Below are 18,230 nucleotides of genomic sequence, written 5' to 3'. Positions count from 1 at the left end.
GGGTGTACACATACACAGAGCCGGGGCCCAGCTTACGCGGCCGGGCCCCCGGGCTCTTGGCGAGGTCAGCTCAGCAGCTCGCCCTGCAGGGCCACCGTCTGCTGGAAGGGGACGGCGAGCGCCCTGCCCTTCCGGGACTGGATGATCACGGCGACGGTGTCGCCGGAGGAGAGGTAGGCCATCCGGACCTGCTCGGCGCCGTACGGCTTGGTCTCGCGGATCGGGGCCGTGTGCACGTCGCTGCTGTGGGCGGCCACCGGGTAGTCCAGGTCCCGCTCGTACGTGTCGCCGCCCCGCACCGGGTACTTCGGCGCCTCGTACGCCGTGAGCCCGTCGCTGAGCACGTGGTCCGCGACCTCCGCCGTATCGAACTGGAGGAGGTAGACGCCGGTGTGCGTACCGTCGGCCGTCGTCCAGCCGCGGGCCGTGATGTGCCGCAGGCCGTAGTCGGTCAGTGTCTGCCCGAGCTCCTTGCGGTCCTCCTCCTTGCTGTACTGCGCCAGGAAGTCCTTCCTCGCCAGCCAGCCGTCCGTGCCGCGCAGCGTGCCGTCGGCCTGCGCGCCCTTCGGCGCGGGCAGCACCAGTTTGCGCAGGTCGGCGTAGTGGGTGCCCGACTTGTTCGCCTCGGCGGCCGGTCCCGGGCGGCCGGCCGGGAGCGGCGGCTTCACCAGTTCCGGGTAGTCCCAGCGGCCGTCCGACCCGGTGGCGAGACCGGGCACGTCCGTACGCTCCATGCGCGTGATGCCGTACGCCGTCCCCGCCCCGATCGCGGCGAACACGACGACCGCGGCGGTCCAGCGCAGGGCGGCGCGCAGGACGCGACGGTCCTTCGGCGGCCGGGGGGCGTCCACCGAGGGTGGTACGAGGGGCGACTCCCCGGGAAGCGGCGGCACCTCGGCCTGCTGCACCTCGGCCTGCTGCACCTCGGCCTGCTGCACCTCGGCCTGCTGCACCTCGGCCTGCTGCACCTCGGCCCCCTGCTGCTCGGTCATACCGCCTCCCCCGGGTCCTTGATGCGGTCCAGTTGCTCGCGCAGCAACAGCGCCACGCCCTTCTTGTCCAGTGGCTTGCCGCCGGTCGCGGTGGCGCTGACCAGCACGTCACCCACGTACGCGGAGCAGACCATCATGTCGAGCTTCTCGCTCTTGTCCGCCGGCGGGAGGAAGCAGGCGGCGTTCTTGTGGCCCTCGATCTCCGGGCCCTTGCGGAAGATCTTCATGGCGTCGAAGAACTCCTGCTGGACCGTGGCGATGGAGCGCACGGTCCGCCGGTTCTCCATCTGCGACAGCACGATGTCGACCGTGTAGGCGTGGTCCGAGTAGGCGGTGGAGTCGGCGGGATGCTCGGTGCTCAGGTAGCTGCGCATCGCCATGCCCTTGATCTTCTGCTTGTCGATCAACCGCTCCAGCTGCTGTCGCTGGGAGCGGGGCAGGTCCTTGATCGACTCCTTGCGCATGGCGGTCGCCTGGACGCCGGACAGCTCGGCGTCGGAGCCGAACTCGCCGATGTCCGGGCCGCGGCCGAAGGCCTCGGTGCCGTAGGGCAGGAGCATGCCCCGCAGCCCGGTGGCCTCGGCCGCCTTCTCCTTGTCCTTGCCGCTCTTCGGGAAGCGCCAGCCGGGGGCTCCCGGATCCCGGTCGGCGCCGTTCACGGTCACGACGGTGTAGCCGGCCCCCGCGACGACCGCGGCGAGCAGGACGGCGGTTCCTGCGACGGCGGCGATACGGCGCCGGTTACGGGCGGGCTTCTCCGGGGCGGGCTGTTCCTGGACGGGCTGTTCCTGGGCGGGCTGGGGCTGTGCCGGAACTTCAGGGACCTGGTCCACTGGGGCCTCGGGATGCGCGGTGGCCTCGGGGTTACCGGTGGCCTCGGGGTTCACGGAGTTGTCGCTCACAGCCGCTCCATCTGCCGCTTCGCCAGGTCCATGATCTTCTTCTTCGGGATCGGCTTCGTGTCGAAGACCCAGACCTCCATGGCGATGTCACCTCGCCAGGCCTGCGCCTCGGCCTCGTACACGTCCACGTACCCGGCCGAGCGGTCGGGCCTGTGGTGGACGTACACCATGCCGTCGCCGGTGCCGGGTATCGGCCAGCTGTCGCTGCCGCCCTGCTGCTCCGCCCAGTAGTAGGCGTCGTCGGCCGCGTCGTGGGCCGCGAGCTTCTCCTCCTGGCGGTACTGGATCAGACGGATCTCCACGTTGTACGTGCTGCCCTCGCGCCAGTTGGTGACCGCGGCACGCCGGAACTCCTCGCCGATGAGGTTGCCGAAGGCGTTCTGGGGCTTCTTGAAGGTGTCCGCGTAGTCCGCGAGGCTCATCCAGCCGTCGCGGCCCACGGTGTACAGGGCCTTGCGGGCGTTGCCCGGCCGCTTCAGCAGCAGCTTGCGCAGGTCTCCGTCGGTCACGACCTTGTGGTCCTGGGCCGCCGACAGGGGTTCGGGGCCCTTGCCCTTCGCCTGCTCGAGCACCGGCTGCGACAGCGAGGGCAGTTTGGTGGGCTCGCGGTCGGCCTGGACGAGATAGCCGGCGCAGGTACCGGCCACCAGGCCGAGCGCGGCGGCACCGGCGATCAGCAGCGCGGTGCGGCCGCGCCGCCGAACGGGAGGTTCCGGTACTGCGGTTTCGGATACTTCTGGCACTTCCAAGTGGGTCCCCCCAGAGGACAGGAATCGCGGCTTCCGTCACCGCGCCGCACAGGAGACCCATGGGTAACATCCGGGGTTGTACGGGAGTTGATTACGATTCAGCCATGGCGAAGAAGCTCGTGATCAAGGTGACCGCCGGGGCCGACGCACCCGAACGCTGCTCGCAGGCCTTCACGGTCGCCTCGGTGGCCGTGGCCAGTGGGGTCGGCGTCTCCCTGTGGCTGACCGGTGAGTCCTCGTGGTTCGCGCTGCCGGGGCGGGCCGCCGAGTTCGAACTGCCGCACGCGGCCCCGCTGCCCGATCTGCTCGACGCGATCCTGGCGGGCGGGACCGTCACCCTGTGCACGCAGTGCGCGGCCCGCCGGGAGATCACGGAGAAGGACGTCATCAAGGGCGTACGGATCGCGGGCGCCCAGGTCTTCGTGCAGGAGGCACTCGGGGACGAGACCCAGGCGCTCGTCTACTGAGACGGTCGAGACGGTGGGGATGAGGCGGCCGGGGCCGTAACAGTCCCCGGTGGTCTCTAGTGGCGCTTCTTTCCGTCCAGCTCGTCCCACCACTCGTCGGACTGCGGGTCGCCCGACGGATCGTCCCACCAGCGGTCCTCGGGCCCGCGGCGGTTGGCGACGATCGCGGCGAGCGGCGGGATGACCATGGCCACCACGCACATGCCCACCGCCGCCGGAATCGACCAGAGGCGCACAACGGCCCACGCCAGGACGAAGAGCCCGACACAGGTCCCCATCATGGCGAAATACAGGTGGCGCCGCCGCGCGTACATACGTCAAGGGTAGGTCGGAGACGACCGCTCAGCACGACCACCGCAGGACCGAATCAACCCCACGCGCATCGAAGAGCGGTCAGGTGGCGCCGCCGCGCGTACATATGTCAAGGGTAGGTCGGAGACGACCGCCCGGCACGACCGTCGCGGGCCCGGACATGCCGGAGGGCCGCACCCCGGGCGTCCAACCCGGTGGGGTGCGGCCCTCGGCCGTACGGGGTCTTCGTCAGACCGCGATCGCGACCTCCGCCAGGCCGCCCTGCTGGGCGACGACCGTGCGGTCGGCGGTGGCGCCGGGCACGAGGGCGCGCACGGTCCAGGTGCCCTCGGCCGCGTAGAAGCGGAACTGTCCGGTGGCGGAGGTCGGGACCTCCGCGGTGAACTCACCGGTCGAGTCGAGGAGGCGGACGTAGCCCACCACCGGCTCGCCGTCGCGGGTCACCTGCCCCTGGATCGTGGTCTCACCGGGCTTGATCGTCGAGGGGTCCGGGCCGCCGGCCTTCGCTCCACACATGTCTTTCTCCTGAAGAGGTCTTGAGAGGTCGGTCGGGGTCGACTACTTGTTGGCGCCGAGCTCGATCGGCACGCCGACGAGGGAGCCGTACTCGGTCCAGGAGCCGTCGTAGTTCTTGACGTTCTGGACGCCGAGCAGCTCGTGCAGCACGAACCAGGTCAGCGCGGAGCGCTCACCGATGCGGCAGTAGGCGATGGTGTCCTTGGCCAAGTCGACGTTCTCCTCGGCGTAGAGCTCCTTGAGCTCGTCGTCCGACTTGAAGGTGCCGTCGTCGTTGGCGTTCTTCGACCACGGGATGTTGCGGGCGGTCGGGACGTGACCCGGACGCTGCGACTGCTCCTGCGGCAGGTGCGCCGGGGCGAGCAGCTTGCCGGAGAACTCGTCGGGCGAGCGGACGTCGACCAGGTTCTGCGCGCCGATCGCGGCGACCACGTCGTCGCGGAAGGCGCGGATCGAGGTGTCCTGCGCCTTGGCCTTGTAGTCGGTCGTGGCGCGCTCGGGCAGCTCGGAGCCGTCGACCAGCTCGCGGGCGTCCAGCTCCCACTTCTTGCGGCCGCCGTCGAGGAGCTTGACGTTCTCGTGGCCGTACAGCTTGAAGTACCAGTAGGCGTAGGACGCGAACCAGTTGTTGTTGCCGCCGTAGAGGATCACGAGGGTGTTGTTGGCGATGCCCTTCTTCGACAGGAGCTTCTCGAAGCCCTCCTGGTCGATGAAGTCACGACGGACCGGGTCCTGCAGGTCCTTGGTCCAGTCGATGCGGATCGCGTTCTTGATGTGGTTCTTCTCGTAGGCGGACGTGTCCTCGTCCACCTCGACGATGGCGACGCTCGGGTCGTCCAGGTGGTCCTGGACCCAGTCGGCGTCGACGAGGACGTCGCTGCGGCTCATGCTCTTTCTCCTCCGGGGCAGTTGCGGCGGGGCGTGCAAGTGAGAGGGGTGCGCGCACTCCAGGGCGGAGCGACGCACGGGTGCCCTGAGCTGGGCGGCTGGGAATGCGGAGGGCCGAGTGGCCGCTCCCGCTTCAGAAGGGGCGACAGAGCATGGCGGCAACGCGGCACAGGTCTACTGCCCGCCGCTTCGTGAGATCCGCCTGTCGCTTCATGGGCTCGATCGTAGGGACGGACAGCCGGGCGTGTCACCGGTGTGTCGTATTTTGAGACGCGATCGTCCACGATGTGGGAACAGATGGGCGCCCGGGCCATGATTGCACGGCCCCCGGGCGCCTGTATCGGTCGTCACATCTGCGGTACGGACGCCGCCGTCTCGCCTTTCGGACGGAAGGAGGTCCTAGGTCCGACGGGTGCCGCCGGGGACCCGACGGGAGTCCGGGACGGTGTTCGTCCTACCCGGCCAGCTTGACGTTCGAACCCTTCACCGTGATCTCCACGCCGTCCTTCGCCGCCTGCACCTTGTCCAGCTTGATGCCGCCGGGCAGCTGGTCGATCTTCACCTCGGAGACGTCCATCGCCTGGTTGCCGAACCTGGGCAGACCGTCGGCATGCACCTTCACCGTGTTGCCCTGGGCCGTGACCGTGCCGAGCACCGGGAGCGGCACGCCCGCGACCACGACCGTGGCCCGGACCTTGCCGTTGCCACCGTAGGAGAGGCTGGTCACCTTGCCGGTAGCGCCCAGGGGCAGGTCGACCGGGTCGTTCTTGACCGCGTTCAGCAGCTGGTCGTAGGCGATCGTCGCGGTGCCGGACGCGTCGGCCGCCGTGGCGGAGCTGTAGTCGCCGGAGAAGTCGACGCCCTTCATATGGGCCTTCAGGTCGTCGATACGGATCTTCTCGGCGCCGTTGCCCGTGGCCGCCTCGTAGTCCTTGATGCCGACCTCGACGTCGTCCAGGGAGCCGCCCGCGACCTGGGTGAGGAAGGGGAAGCCCTTGATGGACACGTCCGGGGTGTCGGCGAGGCTCTCCGTCGCCTTCAGCTTGTCCGCGGCCTCCCCCTCGGCGAAGTGCACGGCGACCCGGTCCGCGATCACGAAGAGGCCGCCGATGATCACGACGACGATCAGGAATATTCGCAGCGCTCGCATGGGTGTTGTTCCCCCGGGTCGACGGACATCAACGGTCCTCAACGCTAACCCTGCGGGGCTCGGGCGCCGGGAAATTGTCGATCACCTGTGACGTGGGATCAGGTCAGGGCCCGGCCCAGTACCCACACCACCGGTGCCGCCGCCGACAGCGGGAGGGCCACGCCCGCGGTGAAGTGGACGAAGCGGGAGGGGTAGTCGTAGCTCGCGACACGGTGGCCGACCAGGGCACAGGCCGCCGCGGCCGCTCCCAGCAGCGCGCCCTTCGCGCCCATGCCCGTCATCCCGCCCACCGCGATGCCCGCGCCCGCCGCCGCGAGGACGGAGACCGCCACGGAGGCGGGAGTGGGCAGCGGGAGAGCCCGGGCCAGGACGGCCACCGCCACCGCGGCCGCGCCCACCGAGGCCGCGTGCGCGTCGGCGCCCAGGAAACCGGTGGCGATGATCGCCAGCGCCGACGAGGCGACCGTCGCCATCAGGCCGTACATCCGCTCGTCCGGCGAGGCGTGCGAGCGGAGCTGGAGGACGAGGGAGAGCAGGACCCACACGCCGAGCGGGCCGAGGATCGCGGCCGGCGCGTGGTCGCGGCCCGCCGCCAGCACCGCCACGTCCGCCGTCAGCGCCCCCGCGAAGGCCAGGGCGATGCCCTGCCGCGCCGGCCACATGCCGTTCAGCCGGAACCAGCCCGCGGCCGTGACCGCCTGGAGCAGCACCAGCGGCACGACCAGCGCGTACGAGCCGACGGCCGCCGTGACGGCGAGGAGCAGCCCGAGCACCGCCGTGAGTGCGGCGGGCTGCATACCGGGCTCGATGATCGGGGAGCGGCCCTCCATACGGGCGCGCTGGGCGTCCGTGACGCGGGAGTTGCCGGCGAGGGTGGCGGGGCCGTAGGCGGGATCCGCCTCGGCCTGGCCGGCGGTGGGCTCCGGTCGGACGGGAGCGGTGGGAGCGGAAGGAGTGGCGGGAGCGGCGGACGGCTGCTCGTAGGTCTGCGGCGGCAGGTACGACGTCTCCGCGGCGGACACCTGCGGCTGGACCGGCTGCTGGACCGGCGCGTGCGTCTGCGTCTCCCAGGTCTGGCCCTGCCACTGCTGCGTGTACTGCTGCTGGTCGTACCCCGACTGGTCGTAACCGGCCTGGCCGTTCCCCGACTGGTCGTAACCGGCCTGGCCGTGTCCCGTCTGGCCATGACCGGCCTGGTCGTACCCGTTCTGCTCGGGCCACGCCTGCGGAGCCGCCGCCTGCGGCGCCTGCTGCTGATACGGGTCGTGCCCCCCGTAGCCCTGATACCCCTGATACCCCTGATACCCCTGCTGCCCCTCGTAGGGCCCGCCCTCATACGGCTGATCGGTCATCGCTCACCCTCCTGCGAACGGCGGGAGCACCTCGACCGTGCCGCCCTCGGCCAGCCGTACCGTCTCATGTCCGCGGGTGCCCACGGGGTCACCGTCGATGAGGAACGAGCATCGCAGCAGCACGCGCGCCAGTTCGCCGGGGTGTCGCTCACGCGCCGCGTCCAGCGCCTCGGCGAGGGTCGCCGCGTCGTACGGCTCCTCCGCGACCCCGGCCGCGGCCTTCGCGGCGGCCCAATAGCGCACCGTGACCTTTGCCATCTCGTCCCTCAAGTCCCTCGGCGGATCGGCATCCGCACAGCAACCATCCGCACATCAACACCGTCAGGCTAGCCCGCCCGGGCGGCCGCCCAGTCCCCGATCCGGGTCAGCAGGGCGTCGGCCGCCGCGTGCTCGGCGTGGCCCATCCCCGGCTCCACCCAGAGTTCGCCGTGGTCACCTGCGGCCGCGGCCAGCATCCGGGGGTGGTCCAGGGGGAAGTAACCGTCGCGATCGCCGTGCACGATCAGCAGCGGGGTGGGGGCGATCCTCGGCACGGCCTGCACCGGGGACAGCGGAACGGGGTGCCACTCGCGGTGATGGATGCGGGTGCGCAGTCCGTAGCGGCCGACCAGGCGGCCCTCGGGGCGCGTCACCAGCCAGTGCAGTCGGCGCATGGGGGCCGTACCCCGGTAGTACCAGCGGGCCGGCGAGCTCACCGAGACCACCGCGTCCACGCCCCGGTGCAGCGCCGCGTGCCGCAGCACCACCGAGCCGCCCATCGAGAAGCCGACGGTGACCACGCGCGTGTGGCCCAGTTCCCGCGCCCACCGCACCGCGGCCGCCAGGTCCAGCACCTCGCGGTCGCCCACCGTCGAGCGCCCGCCGGAGGCTCCGTGGCCGCGGAAGGAGAAGGTGACGACGGCACCGTGGCGCGCGAGCGCGGCCGCCACACGGCGTACGTGCGGGCGGTCGACGTCGCCCGTGAAGCCGTGCGCCACGACGAACACCAGGTCACGGGAGGGCGGCGCGGAGGCGTCGTATACGACCGTGCCCGGGTTGTATACGGAATCGATCGGAATCCCGTCGGCCGTGTACAGAAACGTCCGCATAGGGGCGCATCCGGCCGTCTCGGGATTCGGACGATCGGTGGAACATGCCGTATGACCTGCCGGACCGTTGCTCATGTGGGCTATTCTGCTGGGCATGAGGACTCGGGCAGCGTAGCCCCCGGGTCCTTTTGTGCTTTCGGAAGCGTTGTATACGAAGCGGGGAACCGCGGGTGTACGGGGCCCCGGGACCGCAGAGCAGTACCGCAAACGTCCTCGCAGGGACCGAGGAGGAACAAGACGTATGAGTTCTCTGCTACTCCTGACCAACGCCCTCCAGCCGTCGACGGAGGTGCTTCCGGCCCTCGGCCTGCTCCTGCACAACGTGCGGGTTGCCCCGGCGGAAGGACCCGCACTCGTCGACACACCGGGCGCCGACGTCATCCTGATCGACGGCCGCCGTGACCTGCCCCAGGTCCGCAGCCTGTGCCAGCTGCTGCGCTCCACGGGCCCCGGCTGCCCCCTCGTCCTCGTCGTGACGGAGGGCGGTCTCGCCGCCGTGACCGCCGACTGGGGCATCGACGACGTGCTGCTCGACACCGCGGGTCCGGCGGAGGTCGAGGCACGGCTGCGGCTGGCCATGGGCCGGCAGCAGATCGTCAACGACGACTCCCCCATGGAGATCCGCAACGGCGACCTGTCCGTGGACGAGGCGACCTACTCCGCCAAGCTCAAGGGCCGGGTCCTCGACCTCACCTTCAAGGAGTTCGAGCTCCTGAAGTACCTCGCGCAGCACCCGGGCCGTGTCTTCACGCGCGCGCAGCTGCTGCAGGAGGTCTGGGGCTACGACTACTTCGGCGGCACCCGGACCGTGGACGTCCACGTACGACGGCTGCGCGCCAAGCTGGGCCCGGAGCACGAGTCGCTGATCGGAACCGTCCGGAACGTCGGTTATCGATTCGTTACTCCTGAGAAGGGCGACCGCTCCTCGGACGAGGCGAAGGCCAAGGCGGACCGGTCAAAGCCCGAGAATGCGGACTCATCGGCCGTCCTGGGTGCCACAGAGGTCCCGGCCGACGCCTAGCCGGCGCTCGGGCAAGGCATTGCTTCCGCACAGGGAAGCTTCGATACGCCCTGCCCAGAGCGGGTCCATCCGCGTAGACTCCGCGCGTGGCCAAGGTGACTCGGGATGATGTGGCGCGGCTGGCGGGAACTTCCACCGCCGTGGTCAGCTATGTCATCAACAACGGACCCCGGCCGGTCGCCCCGGCCACGCGCGAGCGTGTCCTCGCCGCGATCAAGGAACTGGGGTACCGGCCCGACCGGGTCGCCCAGGCCATGGCCTCACGGCGCACCGATCTCATAGGCCTGATCATCCCCGACGCCCGCCAGCCCTTCTTCGGGGAGATGGCGCACGCGGTCGAGCAGGCCGCCTCCGAGCGCGGAAAGATGGTTCTCGTCGGCAACACCGACTACGTCGGCGAGCGCGAGGTCCACTATCTGCGCGCCTTCCTCGGTATGCGCGTCTCGGGCCTGATCCTGGTCAGCCACGCGCTCAACGACCTCGCCGCCGCGGAGATCGAGGCCTGGGACGCCCGGGTGGTCCTGCTGCACGAGCGGCCCGAGGCCATCGACGACGTCGCCGTCGTCACGGACGACCTCGGGGGCGCCCACCTCGCCGTACGCCACCTGCTGGAGCACGGCTACGAGTACGTCGCCTGTGTGGGCGGCACCGCGGAGACCCCGGCCGTCGGCGACCCGGTCTCCGACCACGTCGAGGGCTGGCGGCGCGCGATGGACGAGGCGGGGATCCCGACCGAGGGCCGGCTCTTCGAGGCGCCGTACAACCGCTACGACGCGTACCAGGTCGCCCTGGAGCTCCTCTCCGGCCCCGACCGCCCTCCCGCGGTCTTCTGCTCCACCGACGACCAGGCGATCGGCCTGCTGCGGGCGGCGCGCGAGCTGCGCATCGACGTCCCCGGCGAGCTGGCCGTGGCCGGCTTCGACGACATCAAGGAAGCGGCGCTGGCCGACCCGCCCCTGACGACGATCGCCTCGGACCGGTCCGCGATGGCCCGGGCCGCCGTGGACCTCGTGCTCGACGACGGTCTGCGGGTGGCGGGGTCCAGGCGGGAGCGGCTGAAGACCTTCCCGTCGCGGCTGGTGGTCCGCAGTTCCTGCGGCTGTGGGTGACGCGGGCGTGGGTGGTGTTCCTCAGGCGTCCATGAAGGATCTCTGAGAACCCTCACCGAGCTGCGAGAAGCTTCTTTACATCGGGCAAACGAGGTTCTGCCGGGCTTCTCAGGGAGCACTCAGGAAGCTCTCATGGTTGCGGGCAAAGCTCTATCCATGACCGAGAGCTTCCGCCGCAGCGGCGAGTACGAGAACCCCCAGGGTGACGCCCAACAGGGCGCGTACCCCCAGCAGCAGCACGCCTCCGCCCCCGTGAACCCCGAGTGGCCGCCCCCGCCGGCGTACCAGGCCGTGCAGCCGGCCGCCGTCGACGGCCACGGCGGCGACACCGCTCTCCTGTCCTCCGTGCCGGTGGGCGCCGCCCCCGCCGCCCCCGTCGCCGCCGAGCCGAAGAAGAAGCGCTCCCGGGGCCCGATGGCGCTGCTCGCCGCGGTGGCGATCGTCGCGGCGGCCGTGGGCGGCGGCACGGCGTACGCCTTCCAGGAGCTGACCGGCAAGGACACCGTCGCCTCCAGCAGCACCAGCACCAATGTGGTGCCGGCCGGCAAGAAGGGCGACGTCGCCGCCATCGCCTCCGCGGTCAGCCCGAGCGTGGTGGAGGTCGTCGCGACCCTCAGCAACGGCTCGTCCACCGGCGCCGGCGTGATCATCACCTCCGGTGGCGAGGTCGTCACCAACAACCACGTCGTCTCCGGCGCCTCGTCGATCAAGGTGCGGACCAGCGACGGCAAGCGGTACACGGCCGAGATCGTCGGCACGGACAGCTCCAAGGACCTCGCCCTCATCAAGCTGAAGGACGCCTCCGGCCTGAAGCCCGCGACCCTCGGCAACTCCGACGGGGTCCAGGTCGGCGACACGGTCGTGGCGATCGGCTCCCCCGAGGGCCTGACCGGCACCGTCACCAGCGGCATCGTCTCCGCGCTCAACCGCGACGTGACCGTCTCGACCGGCGAGAACCAGGGCCAGGGCCAGGGCGGCGACGGCCAGTGGCCGTTCGAGTTCGGCGGCCGGGAGTTCAACGGCGACACGGGCTCGGCCACCACGACCTACAAGGCGATCCAGACCGACGCGTCCCTCAACCCCGGCAACTCGGGCGGCGCGCTGATCGACGGCGCCGGCGACATCATCGGCATCAACTCCGCGATGTACTCGTCCGGTTCGAGCTCCTCGTCCTCGGACGCGGGCAGCGTCGGCCTCGGCTTCGCGATCCCCATCAACACCGTCAAGTCCGACCTGGCCAAGCTGCGGGCGGGCTCCACCAGCTGACAGGCCCCGCGCGGGCAGTAGGGAGTACGTCATGATCAAGCAGGTTTCGCACCCCGTGGCCGTTTCCCATGACCCGGCCGGCATCGCCCTGGCCCTCCAGGTGGCGTACGAGCTGCACGCCCCGGCCGCGGCGGCCCGGCCCCCGGAGGTCGCGGCCCCCCAGATGATGGGCCTGCGGCTGCCCGCGGCCCGCCCGCACCGCCACAAGGTTCCGCTGAAGCGGCTGACCGCGATGCGCGGCTGATCATCCCGCGCCCACGGTCGCGCGTGCCCCACGGCCCCGAAACATGCGACGCTGAGAGACGCCCCACCGACGCCCCACCGACGACCACCCCATTCGCACCCCGCCGCACCCCACCGCACCCCACCCCACCCCGAGGAACCGCGAGCGATGAGTCCCGCCGATGGCGACCGTGACCCCCAGCGCATCCTGATCGTCGACGACGAGCCGGCCGTGCGCGAAGCACTCCAGCGCAGCCTTGCCTTCGAGGGGTACGACACCGAGGTCGCGGTCGACGGTGCGGACGCCCTGGAGAAGGCGACCGTGTACAAGCCCGACCTGGTGGTCCTGGACATCCAGATGCCCCGGATGGACGGGCTGACGGCGGCCCGCCGCATCCGCGGCGCGGGCGAGACGACACCGATCCTGATGCTGACGGCCCGCGACACGGTCGGCGACCGGGTCACCGGGCTCGACGCGGGCGCCGACGACTACCTGGTCAAGCCGTTCGAGCTGGACGAGCTGTTCGCCCGTATCCGCGCGCTGCTGCGGCGCAGCTCGTACGCGGCGGCCGTGGTGGGCGCGGTCCAGGAGGACGAGGCGCTCACCTTCGCCGACCTGCGCATGGACCTCGCGACGCGTGAGGTCACGCGGGGCGGGCGCCAGGTGGAACTGACCCGCACGGAGTTCACCCTGCTGGAGATGTTCATGGCACACCCGCGCCAGGTCCTCACCCGTGAGCAGATCCTGAAGGCGGTGTGGGGCTTCGACTTCGAGCCGTCCTCGAACTCCCTGGACGTCTACGTCATGTACCTGCGCCGCAAGACCGAGGCGAGCGGCGAGCCGCGACTGGTGCACACGGTGCGGGGCGTGGGGTACGTGCTGCGACAGGGTGCGGCGGAGTGAACATGCTCGCGCGCCGGTTCCGGGCGCTGCCGATCAGGGCACGGCTGTCCATGCTGGTGGCGGCGGCGGTGGCGTTCGCGGTGGCGGCGGTGGCGGTCACCTGCTGGTTCATCGTGCAGGGGAAGCTGTACGACCAGCTCAACAACGACCTGCGGAAGGCCCAGTTCACGCGGGGGCCCATCGAACAACAACAGGTCAACCAGTTCGCGGACGCGCTCAACAACTGCACGCAGACGCCGCAGAACATATTCAACGGCGGCTACCGGAACACCTACTCCCAGGTGGTCCAGCCGGACGGGACGCCCTGCCTCTTCCTGACCTCGGTGGGCAGGATCAAGGTCACCCAGGCCGACAAGGACGTGATCAAGAACGCGAGCAGCCATCAGGGGATCTTCCGCAACGGAACGGACCAGGACGGCAACGCGGTGCGCGTGATGACCGTGCCCTTGACCATCAATGACCCGACCACGGGCACGAGTACCAGCTACGCCATCATGGCGGCCGTACCCCTCAAGAGCACCGAGTCCACGCTCAACGACCTCGCCCTGATCCTCCTCCTCGTCTCCGGTGTCGGAGTCATCGGCGCCGGAGCCGCCGGTCTGGCCGTCGCCCGGGCGGGCCTGCGCCCCGTCGACAAGCTCACCGAGGCGGTCGAACACGTCGCCCGCACGGAGGACCTGGGCATCCGCATCCCGGTCGAGGAGGACAGCAACGACGAGATCGCCCGCCTGTCCCGCTCGTTCAACTCGATGACCACGGCCCTGGCCAGCTCCCGCGAGCTACAGCAACAGCTGATCGCGGACGCGGGCCACGAACTCCGCACCCCCCTGACCTCGCTGCGCACGAACATCGAACTCCTCACCCGGAGCGAGGAGACGGGCCGCCCTCTCCCGCCGGGGGACCGCAAGGCGCTGCTCGCCTCGGTGAAGGCGCAGATGACGGAGCTGGCCTCGCTCATCGGCGACCTGCAGGAGCTGTCCCGCTCGGCGGGCCAGCGCGGCGAGCGCGTCCAGGTGGTCGCCTTCCACGACACGGTGGAGGCGGCCATGGTCCGCGCCCGTCTGCGCGGCCCGGAGCTGACGATCACGGCGGACGTGCAGCCCTGGTACGTACGGGCGGAACCGTCGGCCCTGGAACGTGCCGTGGTCAACATCCTCGACAACGCGGTGAAGTTCAGCCCCGAGGGCGGCACGATCGACGTGGTCCTGGAGAAGGGCGTGCTCACGGTCCGCGACCACGGCCCCGGCATCGCCGAGGACGAACTCCCCCACGTCTTCGACCGCTTCTGGCGCTCCCCCAGCGCGAGGGCCCTGCCGGGCTCGGGCCTGGGCCTGTCCATCGTCGCCCGCACGGTCCAGCAGGCCGGCGGCGAGGTGACCCTGTCGCACGCGAAGGGCGGCGGCACGACGGCAACGGTACGACTGCCGGGGGCGCCTACGGCTCCGCCGGAGATGCCGTGACCGACTCAGCCGGGCCCTGTCACTGCCGGAAGACCCCGACCACCAGGATCTGCGGGTCTGCGGAACGCCGAATGAAGGTGCACAGGATGCGGGGTCCCCTGGGATCGGACTTCACCGGCTCGACATACATGGTCTCCGGGAGGTGGCCATCGGCGTCGATCCCGCGGAAACTCGTCAGCTGAAGCTCGGTCCCATGAGCGTCGTACAGGAACACCGGCGCCGGGGCGGGCGCCGCCGGCACCAACCACCCGCAGCTGACGGACGCCCAGGCCGCGGACCAGGAGGTCGCGGACTGGCTGGGCGACTGGACGCCCACGACCTCCTGACCGCCTTGCGCGGCGACGCCCGGCCAGACACCCGCCGGTCCCCAGAAGGGGGAGGGTTTTTGGAACTTCTTCACCGGGGCGCCTCGATGAAATGACCCTGAGATCAATTCTCAGGGTCATTTCGGAACCGAAACGCTGTTCACACAGGTGTTACTGCACGATCGTGATCCGGTCGGCGGCCGGCGGCGCGATCGGCGCGGTGGCGGAGGAGTTGGCCGTCAGGTACTTCTCCAGGGCGGTCAGGTCGTCCGTGCCGACGAGGTCGCCCGTGCCCTGTCCGAGGGTGGGGAAGCCGTCGCCGCCGCCCGCGAGGAAGCTGTTGGTGGCGACGCGGTAGGTGGCGGCGGGGTCGATGGCGGCGCCGTTCAGCCGGATCGAGTCGGTGACCACCCGGTCCGCGCCCGTCTTCGTCAGGTCCAGCGTGTAGGTCAGGCCGGCGGAGGGCTGGAGGATCTTCGGGGCGGCCGCGTTCGCGCCGCTCACCTGCTCCTTGAGCACCTGGATCAGCTGGGTCCCGGTGAAGCTCTGCAGGTTCACCGTGTTGGAGAAGGGCTGGACGGTGAAGCCCTCGGCGTAGGTGACGACACCGTCGCCCTCGGCGCCCTTGGCCGCGTAGGTCAGGCCCGCCCGGACACCGCCCGGGTTCATCAGCGCGAGGTCGGTCTCCGGGTCCAGCTCCTTGCCGTACGCCAGCTGCGCGTCCGCGATCAGGTCGCCCATCGGGGACTCGGTGCCGGTGCTGTTGATGTCGGCGGAGATGTAGCCGATGGCGCGGTTGCCGATGGGGGCGGCCAGGGTGTTCCACTTGCCGATCAGCGCGGTCATGTCGGGCGCCTTGGGAACGTCCCGGGTGACCACGTGGTTCGCGGACTTCACGGCCGTACGGGCGATGTCACCCGTCCAACGGTCGTACGTCAGTGTGGTGTCCGTGTAGAGGCGGCCGAAGGACGCGGCCGAGGTGACCATGCGCGGCTTGCCCGACGGGTCCTTGATGGTGCACACGTACGCCGTGTGGGTGTGGCCGGTGACGAGCGCGTCCACGGCCGGGGTGACGTTCTTGGCGATGTCGACGATCGGGCCGGAGATGCCGTCACCGGCGCCCGGCGAGTCGCAGTTGTAGTTGTACGAGGAGGAGGCGGGGAAGCCGCCCTCGTGGATCAGCGCCACGATCGACTTCACGCCCTGGCGCTGGAGCACCTTGGCGTACTTGTTGATCGTCTCGACCTCGTCCTTGAACTTCAGGCCCTTGACCCCGTCGGCGGAGACGATGTTCGGGGTGCCCTCCAGCGTGACGCCGATGAAGCCGATCCTGACGTCCTTCTTCTTCCAGACCCAGTACGGCTTGAGGATCGGCTTGCCGGTCTTCTCGTCGAGGACGTTCGCGGCCAGGTAGGGGAAGTCCGCGCCCGAGAACCCCTCGTTCGAGTAGCAGCCGTCCGTCGGGTGGCAGCCGCCGTTCTGCAGCCGGGCCAGTTCCTTGGCGCCCTCGTCGAACTCGTGGTTGCCGACGGATGTGACGTCCAGGTCCAGCTTGTTGAGCGCCTCGATGGTGGGCTCGTCGTGGAACAGGCCGGAGATGAGCGGGGAGGCGCCGACCATGTCGCCGCCGGCCGCGGTGATGGAGTACGGCTGGCCCTGGCGGGCCTGGCGCAGATGGGTGGCGAGGTACTCGACGCCGCCCGCGTCGATGTTCTTCGTCGTGCCGTCCGCCTGGAGTTCGGCGACCCGGCCGGAGGAACCGGCCGGCGGTTCGAGGTTGCCGTGCAGGTCGTTGAAGGAGAGGAGCTGGACGTCCTGGTAACGGCTCGGCAGATGTCCGCCGCCCTTGTTGTCGTGCGCGTCCGCGGGCAGCGCGGCGGCCAGTGCGGCGGCGGTGGCGAGGCTCGCCGCGGCCGCCAGCAACGCATACGTACGGCGTCTGGCGGGGCGTGGCGATGGGGACGTGGCCGGCATGGGACCCCCCTGTGGGTCTGCTGTGGTGAGTGTCCGATCGGGCGCAGCCTAGAGTCAACGCGCGTAGCGCGACAGGGGGTTCAGGGTTACATCCGGGTTTCCCTTTGCCTATTCCTTTGCCGCCACTTTGCGGGGGCCGCGCCGTACCCTCATACGCATGACCAGCGACGACGACACCGTACGGCCCTTCCACTCCCGTTCCATCGAGACCTTCTCCGAGCTCTCCCCGGACCAGGCCGAGGCCGTGGTCGGACTGCTCGCGGAGGCTGCCCGGTCCGACGGTCAGCATCCGGTGTCCGAGCAGGGGCGGCTGCAACTGCGCGGAGGCGCGCGCGAGGGCGTCTCCCATCTGCTGCTGACCGTGGACGGCGAACTCGTCGGCTACGCCCAACTGGAGGACACCGATCCGGTGGAGGCGCCGGCCGCCGAACTGGTCGTACATCCCTCGCACCGCGGGCACGGACACGGGCGGGCGCTCGGCTCGGCCCTGCTGGCCGCGTCCGGCAAGCGGCTGCGGGTGTGGGCGCACGGCGGGCACTCCGCGGCCCGGCACCTCGCCCAGGTCCTGGGGCTGACCCTGTTCCGTGAACTACGCCAGATGCGGCGGTCGTTGACCGATCTGGAGCTGCCCGAGCCGAAGCTGCCCGACGGCGTGACCGTGCGCACGTTCGTGCCGGGGCAGGACGACGCGGCCTGGCTCGCGGTGAACGCCGCCGCCTTCGCGCACCACCCGGAGCAGGGCTCCCTCACCCAGCGCGACCTGGACGACCGCATGTCCGAGCCGTGGTTCGACCCGGCCGGCTTCTTCCTCGCCGAGCGGGAGGGCGTGCTGGTCGGCTTCCACTGGACCAAGGTGCACGCCGCGGAGGGCATCGGCGAGGTGTACGTCCTCGGGGTGGCCCCGGGCGCACAGGGCGGCGGGCTCGGCAAGTCCCTCACCACGATCGGCCTGCGGCATCTGGCCGCGCAGGGACTGTCCACGGCGATGCTGTATGTCGACGCCGACAACAAGTCCGCGGTGTCGGTGTACGAGCGGCTCGGGTTCGTGACGCACGAGACCGATCTGATGTACAGGACCGAGACCTGACATCTGCCACACCTGTCATACCTCTCATAAGGGACGGCCCGCTTGATGCCGTCCCTTATCACCAAACGGGCCTTCCGCCTGGGCCTGTTGGCGCCCGGCGACAAGCTGCCCACGGTGGCCGCGAGGTCGTGGAGGCGACCGCCATCAACCCGAACACCGTTCTCAAGTCCGATCGCGAGCTCGAACGCGAGGGACTGGTCGAAGACCGGCGCGGACTCGGCACCTTCGTACGGGGCACGCTGAGCACCGCCCCGGCCGACTCCCCTCTGCGGGCGGAGCTGGAGGAGCGGGCGGCGAAGGCCCGCGAAGCGGGGCTGGACCGGGACGACGTGGCCGCAGGGAGACCAGTCTTGGCTTGCTCCCCCGCCTAGAGGCGGAGGGTTCCAGCGGTCTCCCGCTGGGGTTCCTGCTTCACCGACGACCGCCCCGTCCGGGAGGACTCCCGTTGAGGTCTTACACCGTCTCC

Annotated in this window: 20 protein-coding genes and 2 pseudogenes; 10 read left to right on the top strand and 12 right to left on the bottom strand. The window is 70.4% G+C overall.

Going from position 1 to position 18,230, the window contains the following annotated elements; translation table 11 throughout:
- Positions 1 to 65: 65 nt before the first annotated feature.
- The 3 genes from ACZ4EG_RS33545 to ACZ4EG_RS33535 are packed head-to-tail and all read right to left on the bottom strand — an operon-like array spanning position 66 to position 2,637.
- Positions 66 to 992, bottom strand: a complete 927-nt coding sequence (locus ACZ4EG_RS33545; protein ID WP_467793312.1) for a hypothetical protein — start codon at positions 990 to 992, stop codon at positions 66 to 68.
- Entirely contained in the window at positions 989 to 1,894 is a 906-nt protein-coding gene (locus ACZ4EG_RS33540; RefSeq protein ID WP_467793311.1) for a hypothetical protein, read from the bottom strand. The genes ACZ4EG_RS33545 and ACZ4EG_RS33540 overlap by 4 nt, the downstream gene beginning before the upstream one ends.
- On the bottom strand, positions 1,891 to 2,637 hold the full coding sequence (locus ACZ4EG_RS33535) for a hypothetical protein (RefSeq protein WP_467793310.1): 747 nt from the start codon (positions 2,635 to 2,637) through the stop codon (positions 1,891 to 1,893). Before ACZ4EG_RS33535 ends, ACZ4EG_RS33540 begins: the two co-directional genes overlap by 4 nt.
- A gap of 110 nt (positions 2,638 to 2,747) precedes the next feature.
- Between ACZ4EG_RS33535 and ACZ4EG_RS33530 the strand changes: the two genes are divergently transcribed.
- Positions 2,748 to 3,110 carry a DsrE family protein gene (locus ACZ4EG_RS33530; RefSeq protein WP_467793309.1) on the top strand — a complete coding sequence of 121 codons (363 nt, stop codon included), beginning with the start codon at positions 2,748 to 2,750 and terminating at the stop codon, positions 3,108 to 3,110.
- Positions 3,111 to 3,166: 56 nt separating this feature from the next.
- Here the strand turns inward: ACZ4EG_RS33530 and ACZ4EG_RS33525 are convergent, their stop codons facing one another.
- The 8 genes from ACZ4EG_RS33525 to ACZ4EG_RS33490 all read right to left on the bottom strand — a co-directional run bounded on the left by ACZ4EG_RS33525 (position 3,167) and on the right by ACZ4EG_RS33490 (position 8,491).
- Positions 3,167 to 3,424 (bottom strand): DUF3099 domain-containing protein, encoded by a 258-nt coding sequence (locus ACZ4EG_RS33525; RefSeq protein WP_263210269.1) that lies wholly within the window; start codon positions 3,422 to 3,424, stop codon positions 3,167 to 3,169.
- Between the two features lie 226 nt (positions 3,425 to 3,650).
- Entirely contained in the window at positions 3,651 to 3,938 is a 288-nt protein-coding gene (locus ACZ4EG_RS33520; protein WP_150956794.1) for a DUF1416 domain-containing protein, read from the bottom strand.
- Positions 3,939 to 3,980: 42 nt separating this feature from the next.
- Positions 3,981 to 4,826, bottom strand: a complete 846-nt coding sequence (locus tag ACZ4EG_RS33515; RefSeq protein ID WP_390712123.1) for a sulfurtransferase — start codon at positions 4,824 to 4,826, stop codon at positions 3,981 to 3,983.
- Positions 4,827 to 4,959: 133 nt separating this feature from the next.
- Positions 4,960 to 5,040, bottom strand: a complete 81-nt coding sequence (locus ACZ4EG_RS33510; protein ID WP_350751515.1) for an Ms5788A family Cys-rich leader peptide — start codon at positions 5,038 to 5,040, stop codon at positions 4,960 to 4,962.
- A 240-nt stretch (positions 5,041 to 5,280) separates the two neighbouring features.
- Positions 5,281 to 5,976: an LmeA family phospholipid-binding protein gene (locus ACZ4EG_RS33505; RefSeq protein ID WP_453554597.1), complete on the bottom strand. Its 696-nt coding sequence runs from the start codon at positions 5,974 to 5,976 to the stop codon at positions 5,281 to 5,283.
- Between the two features lie 98 nt (positions 5,977 to 6,074).
- Positions 6,075 to 7,328 (bottom strand): hypothetical protein, encoded by a 1,254-nt coding sequence (locus ACZ4EG_RS33500; protein WP_467793308.1) that lies wholly within the window; start codon positions 7,326 to 7,328, stop codon positions 6,075 to 6,077.
- A 3-nt stretch (positions 7,329 to 7,331) separates the two neighbouring features.
- Positions 7,332 to 7,586, bottom strand: coding sequence for a MoaD/ThiS family protein (locus ACZ4EG_RS33495; protein ID WP_263210273.1), 255 nt, complete (start codon positions 7,584 to 7,586; stop codon positions 7,332 to 7,334).
- A 68-nt stretch (positions 7,587 to 7,654) separates the two neighbouring features.
- Positions 7,655 to 8,491, bottom strand: a complete 837-nt coding sequence (locus ACZ4EG_RS33490) for an alpha/beta hydrolase (protein WP_467793307.1) — start codon at positions 8,489 to 8,491, stop codon at positions 7,655 to 7,657.
- Positions 8,492 to 8,657: 166 nt separating this feature from the next.
- Between ACZ4EG_RS33490 and ACZ4EG_RS33485 the strand changes: the two genes are divergently transcribed.
- The 7 genes and pseudogenes from ACZ4EG_RS33485 to ACZ4EG_RS33455 form a co-directional block, all read left to right on the top strand.
- Entirely contained in the window at positions 8,658 to 9,437 is a 780-nt protein-coding gene (locus tag ACZ4EG_RS33485) for a winged helix-turn-helix transcriptional regulator (protein ID WP_316749867.1), read from the top strand.
- 86 nt (positions 9,438 to 9,523) lie between these two features.
- Entirely contained in the window at positions 9,524 to 10,546 is a 1,023-nt protein-coding gene (locus ACZ4EG_RS33480; RefSeq protein ID WP_390712127.1) for a LacI family DNA-binding transcriptional regulator, read from the top strand.
- 156 nt (positions 10,547 to 10,702) lie between these two features.
- Positions 10,703 to 11,812 (top strand): S1C family serine protease, encoded by a 1,110-nt coding sequence (locus ACZ4EG_RS33475; protein WP_467793306.1) that lies wholly within the window; start codon positions 10,703 to 10,705, stop codon positions 11,810 to 11,812.
- A gap of 31 nt (positions 11,813 to 11,843) precedes the next feature.
- Entirely contained in the window at positions 11,844 to 12,056 is a 213-nt protein-coding gene (locus ACZ4EG_RS33470) for a hypothetical protein (protein WP_467793305.1), read from the top strand.
- Positions 12,057 to 12,203: 147 nt separating this feature from the next.
- A complete protein-coding gene (locus ACZ4EG_RS33465) occupies positions 12,204 to 12,938 on the top strand; it encodes a response regulator transcription factor (RefSeq protein WP_453554581.1) in 735 nt (244 codons plus the stop codon).
- Between the two features lie 2 nt (positions 12,939 to 12,940).
- Positions 12,941 to 14,398: a sensor histidine kinase gene (locus tag ACZ4EG_RS33460; RefSeq protein WP_467793304.1), complete on the top strand. Its 1,458-nt coding sequence runs from the start codon at positions 12,941 to 12,943 to the stop codon at positions 14,396 to 14,398.
- Positions 14,399 to 14,595: 197 nt separating this feature from the next.
- Positions 14,596 to 14,724: pseudogene (locus ACZ4EG_RS33455) on the top strand (pectinesterase family protein); the annotation flags it as partial.
- Between the two features lie 150 nt (positions 14,725 to 14,874).
- On the opposite strand, the gene ACZ4EG_RS33450 reads toward ACZ4EG_RS33455, so the two are convergent.
- Complete coding sequence (locus ACZ4EG_RS33450) at positions 14,875 to 16,677, bottom strand: bifunctional metallophosphatase/5'-nucleotidase (protein ID WP_467793303.1); 1,803 nt, start codon at positions 16,675 to 16,677, stop codon at positions 14,875 to 14,877.
- A gap of 157 nt (positions 16,678 to 16,834) precedes the next feature.
- Here ACZ4EG_RS33450 and mshD point away from each other — a divergent pair, with 157 nt between their 5' ends.
- The gene (gene mshD / locus ACZ4EG_RS33445; protein WP_453554577.1) at positions 16,835 to 17,764 is read left to right on the top strand and encodes a mycothiol synthase; all 930 of its coding nucleotides are present in this window, start codon (positions 16,835 to 16,837) and stop codon (positions 17,762 to 17,764) included.
- A 60-nt stretch (positions 17,765 to 17,824) separates the two neighbouring features.
- Positions 17,825 to 18,135: pseudogene (locus tag ACZ4EG_RS33440) on the top strand (GntR family transcriptional regulator); the annotation flags it as partial.
- Between the last annotated feature and the right edge of the window lie 95 nt (positions 18,136 to 18,230).

This window comes from Streptomyces sp. NPDC025638, from assembly GCF_055558775.1.
Note: the sequence above shows the minus strand (reverse complement) of the source record. Positions and strands in the feature narration are given on the sequence as shown.

Coding starts and splice junctions, on each gene's coding strand:
- ACZ4EG_RS33530 (WP_467793309.1), top strand. CDS start 2,748: ATGGCGAAGAAGCTCGTGATCAAGGTGACCGCCGGGGCCGACGCACCC.
- ACZ4EG_RS33500 (WP_467793308.1), bottom strand. CDS start 7,328: ATGACCGATCAGCCGTATGAGGGCGGGCCCTACGAGGGGCAGCAGGGG.
- ACZ4EG_RS33450 (WP_467793303.1), bottom strand. CDS start 16,677: ATGCCGGCCACGTCCCCATCGCCACGCCCCGCCAGACGCCGTACGTAT.
- ACZ4EG_RS33510 (WP_350751515.1), bottom strand. CDS start 5,040: ATGAAGCGACAGGCGGATCTCACGAAGCGGCGGGCAGTAGACCTGTGC.
- ACZ4EG_RS33490 (WP_467793307.1), bottom strand. CDS start 8,491: ATGAGCAACGGTCCGGCAGGTCATACGGCATGTTCCACCGATCGTCCG.
- ACZ4EG_RS33520 (WP_150956794.1), bottom strand. CDS start 3,938: ATGTGTGGAGCGAAGGCCGGCGGCCCGGACCCCTCGACGATCAAGCCC.
- ACZ4EG_RS33465 (WP_453554581.1), top strand. CDS start 12,204: ATGAGTCCCGCCGATGGCGACCGTGACCCCCAGCGCATCCTGATCGTC.
- ACZ4EG_RS33485 (WP_316749867.1), top strand. CDS start 8,658: ATGAGTTCTCTGCTACTCCTGACCAACGCCCTCCAGCCGTCGACGGAG.
- mshD (WP_453554577.1), top strand. CDS start 16,835: ATGACCAGCGACGACGACACCGTACGGCCCTTCCACTCCCGTTCCATC.
- ACZ4EG_RS33475 (WP_467793306.1), top strand. CDS start 10,703: ATGACCGAGAGCTTCCGCCGCAGCGGCGAGTACGAGAACCCCCAGGGT.
- ACZ4EG_RS33495 (WP_263210273.1), bottom strand. CDS start 7,586: ATGGCAAAGGTCACGGTGCGCTATTGGGCCGCCGCGAAGGCCGCGGCC.
- ACZ4EG_RS33515 (WP_390712123.1), bottom strand. CDS start 4,826: ATGAGCCGCAGCGACGTCCTCGTCGACGCCGACTGGGTCCAGGACCAC.
- ACZ4EG_RS33545 (WP_467793312.1), bottom strand. CDS start 992: ATGACCGAGCAGCAGGGGGCCGAGGTGCAGCAGGCCGAGGTGCAGCAG.
- ACZ4EG_RS33460 (WP_467793304.1), top strand. CDS start 12,941: ATGCTCGCGCGCCGGTTCCGGGCGCTGCCGATCAGGGCACGGCTGTCC.
- ACZ4EG_RS33505 (WP_453554597.1), bottom strand. CDS start 5,976: ATGCGAGCGCTGCGAATATTCCTGATCGTCGTCGTGATCATCGGCGGC.
- ACZ4EG_RS33525 (WP_263210269.1), bottom strand. CDS start 3,424: ATGTACGCGCGGCGGCGCCACCTGTATTTCGCCATGATGGGGACCTGT.
- ACZ4EG_RS33470 (WP_467793305.1), top strand. CDS start 11,844: ATGATCAAGCAGGTTTCGCACCCCGTGGCCGTTTCCCATGACCCGGCC.